Origin of the sequence: Aliiruegeria lutimaris (assembly GCF_900099935.1) — a bacterium.
Classification (GTDB): domain Bacteria; phylum Pseudomonadota; class Alphaproteobacteria; order Rhodobacterales; family Rhodobacteraceae; genus Tropicimonas; species Tropicimonas lutimaris.
The window spans coordinates 1-7,435 of record NZ_FNEK01000128.1; the positions used below are offsets into that span (position 1 = coordinate 1).

Here is a 7,435-nt window from a genome sequence, read left to right on the forward strand (position 1 = left end):
ATGAGAGCAAGGCAACCGACGAGCCGTTGATGGCTGATTGAAACCAGCCCTTCGAGGTCCCCATCGGGACGCGGTTCCGAAGATGCCGAGTTCAGGACCGTCGCCGACGTTCCAGTCGAGCACGCCAATGAGATGGGCAATTCGGATACCGCACTGAACCAGCATCATGTTGGCGGCCATCGCGCCGACCACGGACCGAAGCATGAACCCGAGGGAGATCTGTTAAAGAAGGGCTGGCGAGAAACGCCACAACGGACAAAAAATACAGATGATCGGCGCTCAAAGGAGAGCGTCGGACGATCGTGTGTGGGCAATCCCCATTGACAGAGCCCGCCCCGTTACCGAAGTCTGGAGCCTAACCTCGGTTGCGAATTCTGCTACGTGGCTTGTGGGATTGGGCGATTTCCAGCATTTGGAACCAGCGTCCCCAAACCGCAAGAGGATGGCACGAGAGTATCTCGCGCTGATGTCCGACTGAAAGCCCCCCCCGAATTACCTTGCGATGTTCTGCGGCAAATCGGTTGATTGCTCGCCCGCATCTGCATCGAAGCGCGTTCGAGGGAAGCAACCCTGGTAGAACTGAACATTTGACGCAAAGCTGCTGATACGACACGGTTGCTATGAAGTGACCATGATCCGAATTCGATGCGTCGGGGAGGAACGATGGCCTTAATCTGGCGCGTTCTCGTCGCCATCATTGCAGTCAATCTCGTCACGCTGACCGTATTTGTCGGTCTCGCCACATTGCAATACAACGCCATCCTCTCGGGCCTCATCCGCGATCGGCTCGTCGTTCTGATTGAAAAGATCCGTGATCCTTTCGAGGCTGTCGCGGATATTGGCGTGCCTCTATCGACGGTTCGCAATGCAAACGCGATTCTAGAGCGCGCTCGGCTGAGCGACGACTCGATTCTCGGCATCTATTTGATCGACCCCCAAAACAACGTCGTACAGGTGGCCGCAGACCGCACGCTGCCGCTCGACACCCTGCTCGCCGGGCGGCCGGACGACGGCAGCGTTGCGTGGCAAGTCGAGACCCGTGGAAGCTTCGTGATTGGCACAGTTATCCGAAGTTCATTTGGTGCCAATGCCGGGTCGATAGTCGTTGAGTATTCAAAACGCGAGGCGAAAGTGCAGGTGCTTGCCATGGCCACACTTCTCGTTCTGCTCGCCGGCGGCGTATTGGCGGTGTCGGTCGTGATCGGCTGGCTCATATTGCGGCGTGTTCTCGCGGAACATGTCCGGGTATTCGAAGGGTTGCTGGAAAGTTTCGACGCCTTCGAAATGGGGTTCTGGCGTGGCTTGGGGAAAAGGACTGCGCCTGAAAACAACGTCAAGGCTCTTGGTCTGGAAACCACCGAGTTTCGCGAACTCCTGGAAACGTCAGAGGACCGCTACCGCCAGAAACGTGCGACCATGCGGGGACAGGAACAGGCGGGTAACAGTCCATGAGCCAAATGGATCAACCTGGGCGTGTTGCTGCGCGTAGAGTTATCCTCTGGGTTGCGCTCTACGTTTGTGTCTCGCTCCTTGCGCTGATGTTCGGCTCATTGCGAATTTTCGACATCGCGATCCAGCCGGAACTGGACCGACGGTCGCAGCTTATAGCCGAAACAATGCGCGACGGGTTTGAACGCGCGATGGAGGCGGGCATTCCTCTGGAATCCGTCTCTGGCGTCGATCGCTACATCACCGAAATCATGGATGAGTTCGAGGATGTACAACGCATCTCGCTGACAACCTCCGATGGAAATGTCCTCGCCCTTGCCGAACGACCCGAACCGACTTCGAGGTCCGTCTCGGAACGTTTCACCCCCATGGGATCGCAGCAGCAATCGGTCTTTGCTCTTCCAATCCTGGCCCGAAACATTCTCGTCGGCGAGATCCGGATCGAGGTTGATCCCGCCTTGGTGCGCACCCACCTGCAGGACGTCATGCTCGATGTCTTTGTCGTTGGGCTAATATCGGTCCTCTTGGCCTTCGAATTGATAATCTCGGTCATGGCGGGCGCACTGGGCAAACCGCTCGACCGAATTCTGACACTACTGCACATGCAAGCCGCCGGCAGCTTTCGCCATGTCATTCCGGCGGCGGATTCGGGAGATTTAAGGCGAATTGCACGGCGTGTCTCTGATCGCGCGCTCGATCTCGCCGAACGTGCGTCCCGGCAGGCCGACTTGACCCGCCTGCCGCAGGCCTATTTCGTCGACGTCCGCTTGCCGTTGCTGATTTTTTCCGTTGCGACCGAGATCAGTGGCGCCTTTCTGCCGCTCTATGCCCGAGATGCCGGCGCTCCGGATTGGATGAGCTCGGACCTTGCCGCGACCGCACCGCTGTTGGCCTATCTGGCGGCAATCGCCTTCCTTGCTCCCTTCAGCGGCTGGCTTGCAGAGGCGGTGAGCCCGCGCACGCTCTTCCTGTCCTGCGTACCGCTTACGGCGCTCGCGATGATCGGGGTCGGCTCCGGGCAATCGGCGCTGTGGATTGCTTTCTGGTTTGGCGCCATGGCGCTTGTTTATGCGGCGGCGACCATCGCGTGTCAGGAATACGCGATCCGCACGGCGCCGAAGGGCGAAGACGCCCAGGCCATCGGCAGCTACCTCTTTGTCATTCTCGGTGGCGCGTTCGCCGGTACGGCCCTGGGAGGAGTTCTTGCCGACCGGATAGGCGAAGGCCCGACCTTCTTCGTCGGCGCGGGGCTCGTCCTATTGTCGGGCCTTCTCGGCGCGCTGACGATGTCGCGGCGTGTTCCGACGCGTGGCGAAATCCACCAAGCAGGGCGCGGAACCGTTCGCAGAAAAGCCATTCTTCTCAACCCGCGGTTTGTTGCCCTTGTCGTCGGTTCAGCGGCCACAATGAACATCGGCATGTCCGTTTTCGTTTGGTATCTGACACCGCTGATGCTGGAAGCAGCTGGCGCGCGGCTGGCAGACATCGGACGGGTTATGATGGTGTTTTACCTTGTGCCCGTGATCACGGGGCCCGCGATCGCGCGATTTGCCGACCGGCGCTTCGGCTATGCACCGTTACTCATCGCAGGCACGATGCTCTCAGGGTTGGCGCTTGCATCGCTTGCGCTCTGGAGCGGTTTCTGGGCGATGTTCGTGGTGATCGCGCTTTTCGGTTTCGGCTACGCGCTGAGCGATGCGACGCTCTATGCGCAGGTCATACGGATCGCCGAGTCCAGCGGACATCCCGAGAGCCGCGGCACGGGCCTTGCGGCGGTTCGACTGATCGAGAGGTTGGCGGCGATTCTCGGCCTCGTCACCGGCGCGTTGCTGGCTTCGACCTTTGGCTACACCGCGCTCGCCGTGATGATTGGCTTCCTTATGTTGGCCGGTTCGGCGCTGCTGTTGATCGTCGAGGGCGGCTGGTCTTTACTCGTTCGAGACAAACTAGAGCAATTCTGACCTTTCCTGGTCGGCTACATAGGTTGGGAGGTCCTTGAGATGCCGCGCATTTTATCTGTTCTGGCGCTGGTCACGGCTTGCATCGCTACGGCCGCCGCCGCCGACACAAAAAAGATCTACGTGGTCACCTGGGAACATGAATGCGAACACTCATGTCAGGGATTCATCGAAACGATCGAAAACAGCGGTTTCGACGCGGAGGTGTTCCTGCGGCTTTCCGGGCAAGACAAGTCGAAATTTCCGGGGTTCATCGAAGAGGCGAGGTCCCTGAAGGTCGATCTTGTGGCGACCTACGGCACAAGTGTGACGCTGGGTATCGTCGGGCGAAAGGCGGATGATGGGAAGGGCACTCACATCGAGGGCATTCCCGCGGTCTTCTGGTATGTGGCCGATCCCTTCGGAACGGGGATCGCCGAGAGCTTCGAAGGCAGCGGAAGGTCACATGTCGCAGGCACCTACAACCGGGTTCCGGAGGCCGTGAACATTCGCACGATTCGGAGCATCAAGCCTGACTTCAGGCATTTGGGGATACTTTACAACGGCAACGAGCGGAACTCTCTGATCAAGGTCGAAGAGCATCGCGCGCTGTCCAAGGAACTCGGCTACGATTTTACCGCCATCGAAATCGATCCCGGCAATCCAGACGCTCCGGACCCCGCACTCATCCCGGAACGGATGAAGGCGTTGGCCGAGGCCGGTGTGGATTTCATCTACCTTGGCTCGAGTTCCTATCTACGCATTCACGCGGAGGTTTTCACCAGTTCAGCCGTCGAAAATGGCCTGCCGGTTCTTAGCCCCTACGAGGAACTCGTACGCGAGAACCACGCGCTTGTCTCCATTGCCGCAAAGGCGCATGACGTAGGGCGCGTGGCGGCAGAACAGGTGCTGCGCATCCTCCGTGACCAGAAAAAGCCGAGTGATTTGCCGATCGCTCAGGTGACGGATTACGCTTACGTCGTGAACATGGATGTCGCCCGAAAGCTTGGTTTTTTTCCACCCGTGGAAATCCTTCAGGTCGCCGAGACAATCCACTGAGGAATGGGCCTTGGCACTGCAGACGGACCTGTGGGTCGGACTGGCAACGAACGTCCGCTTGGGGCCGTACGTGACGTTAGAATGGATGCTGCACGTGCGATGTAAAAAGAGAAGGCCAAAGTCGACTTTGCGCAGTAAACTGACAAACCGGGCTTGAACGCGCCTCGGCTCGACCAGCGCAGCCGCCAATGGCATGTTTGCCGACCTTGCTGCCGTTCGCCGCGAACGCACTTAGGCGTTGGTCGTCCTCGATGTTGTGGTCAATTGTCTGCCCATTCCCAGTTTGTCCGCTGACATACGGGGCAAATCAGTTGTCTCACACTCGCCCGATCTGTTAGACATGACCTGCATCAAGAGCCGGGAGTGATCCCGGCACCAACCTGCTGCTCCAGCAAGGTGGTAGCCCACGACGGGCGATGCGGCTGAAACAGGCAACCAAAGGAGATTAGCCGTGAGTGAGACCCAAAAAAAATCGATCGTCATGAGCCGCCGTGCATTCTTCGCCGGGGCTGTGGCGGCCCCCATCATTGCGAAGGCGGAACTAACACTGCCCGCCTCGGCGCAGGTTGCCGCCCGTGCCGTAAGCGAGCCAGTGAACATCGCGATGGCCACCGGCATGAATATGTTTCAGCGATGGTGTTGGTGGTTTGATCTGGCACGCGAAAAGGACGGCTCGTTCACACTTACCAGTATTCAGGTGCCACGCGACGATGGAGACGAGGACGAAGAACTTTATGACCTCGATCCCATGCCAGGCCTCCGCACCGGAGAGGAAATCTTCCTTGGTTTGCTCAAAGCCTACGATATGGCGTGCCAAGAAATAGAGGATACCGACCTAGACGGCGCGGCTTTCCAGTTGGAACGGATCGCGCCGCTGTGTGCAACGGACTTCCGGCGCGCTGTGGCCATCCATTTCAGCGACGCAGACGAGGTTTGATGACATGATCTCCTCTCACCCTCAGCGTAACTCACGACGGCAAAATGGTAATGATGACCAACGTAAATCGAGCGATTGGACCAAGGAAACCCGAAGCGAGCTGGTCATAGGATGCTACTCTCGCCACCCTTGCCCACAACGATAGCCGTGGATTGGTGGGAAGGCAGTTCATCCCATTAGCTCAATTGTCAAAGCCGCAACCCGAAAAACATCATAGCCAAGGGAACTGGCGAGACGGCAATGATCACCGTGAAAAACGTCGCGGCGGGCGAGAACAGGCCGCTAAGGCCTGCGATCATCATGATTCCACCCCCGCCGCCGATGATGGAGTTTCCGGGCGTGTTCACCGCCAGCGCGAGGGCGATGTAGCGGTAGCGCAGTCCAAGGCTTTTGGCGCGTTTAGGTTGACCGTCGAGCAGTATCGCCAAGCGCTCATCGCCGGACAGGGGCGCTGCGCGCGCGACGAGGGCCGCAGCCCGGCACATGCGCAGAAGGGACAATAACCGCTCCAGTGCGCCAACCGGCAGAAAGCGCCCGATGGTGAAGGCAAGCATCATCGATGCGACAGTGCTGATGTAAATGAGCGGGGCAATACTGGGGCCAAAGGCGGCCAGCATGGCGAAGCCGATCTCAGCACCGGGAACGAATGGCAGCGCCAACAGGCCGATATAGGCCACCGACCCCAACATAATCGCGCGGTGCACTTGCTGTTCATTATCGGGACGGATTTGCAGGTCCAAAGCGTCACGGATCTCACGCGCGCCCCAGGTTGCGAGGAGGATCACAACAACAAGGAGGACAAACCGCAGGAACAGAGCGCCGGGGCTCAAACTTGAGGGAGGCATTTGCCCCGCCTTATCCGGCTATGTCTTCGGTCGCGGGAACGGAATTGCCCGTTGCCGTAATTACAATCTGGTTCGTCCAGTACCAGCGCCGCGTGGTCCAGGTGGCATCGACCACAACTTCGCCGCCATCAACCCTGCCGAACCAGACCACGGTATGTGGCGCGTCTGGACAAATGGTGCGGGCGGTAAAATGGATCACGCCGTCGATCTCGTCCGTTTGATAATCGGACCAGCCAAAGTCGCAGTAATTCTGGCAATCCATCGACTGAAACGTCCCATTGCGAAACAAAATGAGGTCCTCAAGAACGGCTCCGCTGTCGAGGTCTGTTCCAATGATGTCAAAAGACAATCCATCAAGAGCGCCGGTAGCTGTCCATGCACCTTCGGGCACTTCGAGGTCCGGGATATCTTCGTTCATGACGGTCATTGTCGCAGCGCCTGTTCCGAGCGTCGCCAAGGCGATGGCCGCAACTTGCAGGATCTGGGGCATGGTGATCTCCGAACTCTGTGGTGCCTTGGGAAAGGACGGCGCATCTGCCTAACGCTACGTCATCATGCAGATGCCGGCAAAGAAAAACTCATGCGCTCACTTCGGCCAAAAGGACACGGAATGTGGCTCCGATCCGGTAGCCGCCATCGGGCTGGCGGAACGGAGCGAGTGCTGCGGCGTGGGCGGCATCAAGCGCCTCCTGCCCGCTGACCTCGGCGGCATTGGCGGCGACGCCAGACGACCCAAGACCCTTTTGCGCCGTGGCGAGGTCCGGGTAAGACCATGGCGCGTCCACTTCGAAAACCTCCAACGGGCCTGTCAGACGGATTCGAACCAGTCTACGCAGGGGCAAGAAAGCTGCCCCTTATGCCTTGCAGAGACCGCGCCACTCGGCGAGATGGGATGGTTGCCGCCCTCCCCAGACGGCATCGCAATGTGCCAAGATTGTGGTGTTGAACGCCACGCGTAGAGGAGGACGGCGAGATGAAGGATATGATGGTTGGAGTCGATCTGGCAAAGAGTGTTTTCCAGGTCCACGTAGCGTCGCGAACTGGAGAGGTGCAGTACCGTAAGAAACTGAGCCGAAAGCAATTTTGTGCGTTCATGGCGCAGCAAGAGCCAAGCCTGGTCATCTTTGAAGCCTGTGGGAGCGCTCATTATTGGGCGCGTGAAATGGAGGCGTTTGACCACGAGGTAAGGCTGATCGCACCGCAATATG

General features: G+C 58.8%; 8 protein-coding genes, 1 pseudogene and 1 riboswitch. Of the genes and pseudogenes, 5 read left to right on the plus strand and 4 right to left on the minus strand.

The features are described 5' to 3' along the window. Positions 1–180 (minus strand): hypothetical protein (locus BLR85_RS29700; protein WP_212635179.1); only part of this gene is annotated, 180 nt, incomplete at its 3' end. A 483-nt stretch (positions 181–663) separates the two neighbouring features. Between BLR85_RS29700 and BLR85_RS27095 the strand changes: the two genes are divergently transcribed. The 4 genes from BLR85_RS27095 to BLR85_RS27110 all read left to right on the plus strand — a co-directional run bounded on the left by BLR85_RS27095 (position 664) and on the right by BLR85_RS27110 (position 5,382). Continuing rightward, positions 664–1,452, plus strand: a complete 789-nt coding sequence (locus tag BLR85_RS27095; RefSeq protein ID WP_093164737.1) for a hypothetical protein — start codon at positions 664–666, stop codon at positions 1,450–1,452. Beyond that, positions 1,449–3,410 (plus strand): MFS transporter, encoded by a 1,962-nt coding sequence (locus BLR85_RS27100; protein WP_093164740.1) that lies wholly within the window; start codon positions 1,449–1,451, stop codon positions 3,408–3,410. The genes BLR85_RS27095 and BLR85_RS27100 overlap by 4 nt, the downstream gene beginning before the upstream one ends. Positions 3,411–3,449: 39 nt before the next feature. After that, positions 3,450–4,445: an ABC transporter substrate-binding protein gene (locus BLR85_RS27105; protein WP_093164743.1), complete on the plus strand. Its 996-nt coding sequence runs from the start codon at positions 3,450–3,452 to the stop codon at positions 4,443–4,445. Positions 4,446–4,787: 342 nt separating this feature from the next. Beyond that, positions 4,788–4,894: riboswitch (SAM-I-IV-variant riboswitch) on the plus strand. 2 nt (positions 4,895–4,896) lie between these two features. After that, positions 4,897–5,382, plus strand: a complete 486-nt coding sequence (locus tag BLR85_RS27110; RefSeq protein WP_093164746.1) for a hypothetical protein — start codon at positions 4,897–4,899, stop codon at positions 5,380–5,382. A 188-nt stretch (positions 5,383–5,570) separates the two neighbouring features. Here the strand turns inward: BLR85_RS27110 and BLR85_RS27115 are convergent, their stop codons facing one another. From BLR85_RS27115 to BLR85_RS27125, 3 genes are all read right to left on the minus strand, one after another. Next, positions 5,571–6,227, minus strand: coding sequence for a hypothetical protein (locus tag BLR85_RS27115; RefSeq protein ID WP_093164749.1), 657 nt, complete (start codon positions 6,225–6,227; stop codon positions 5,571–5,573). 10 nt (positions 6,228–6,237) lie between these two features. Continuing rightward, on the minus strand, positions 6,238–6,717 hold the full coding sequence (locus BLR85_RS27120) for a hypothetical protein (RefSeq protein ID WP_093164753.1): 480 nt from the start codon (positions 6,715–6,717) through the stop codon (positions 6,238–6,240). An 88-nt stretch (positions 6,718–6,805) separates the two neighbouring features. Beyond that, positions 6,806–7,069 (minus strand): hypothetical protein, encoded by a 264-nt coding sequence (locus BLR85_RS27125; protein ID WP_139188582.1) that lies wholly within the window; start codon positions 7,067–7,069, stop codon positions 6,806–6,808. 131 nt (positions 7,070–7,200) lie between these two features. Here BLR85_RS27125 and BLR85_RS27130 point away from each other — a divergent pair. After that, positions 7,201–7,435 (plus strand): annotated as a pseudogene (locus BLR85_RS27130) (IS110 family RNA-guided transposase); the annotation flags it as partial.

Excerpts from the sequence above, each read along its gene's own strand:
- BLR85_RS27095 (WP_093164737.1), top strand. The coding sequence starts at position 664 with ATGGCCTTAATCTGGCGCGTTCTCGTCGCCATCATTGCAGTCAATCTC.
- BLR85_RS27100 (WP_093164740.1), top strand. The coding sequence starts at position 1,449 with ATGAGCCAAATGGATCAACCTGGGCGTGTTGCTGCGCGTAGAGTTATC.
- BLR85_RS27105 (WP_093164743.1), top strand. The coding sequence starts at position 3,450 with ATGCCGCGCATTTTATCTGTTCTGGCGCTGGTCACGGCTTGCATCGCT.
- BLR85_RS27115 (WP_093164749.1), bottom strand. The coding sequence starts at position 6,227 with ATGCCTCCCTCAAGTTTGAGCCCCGGCGCTCTGTTCCTGCGGTTTGTC.
- BLR85_RS27120 (WP_093164753.1), bottom strand. The coding sequence starts at position 6,717 with ATGCCCCAGATCCTGCAAGTTGCGGCCATCGCCTTGGCGACGCTCGGA.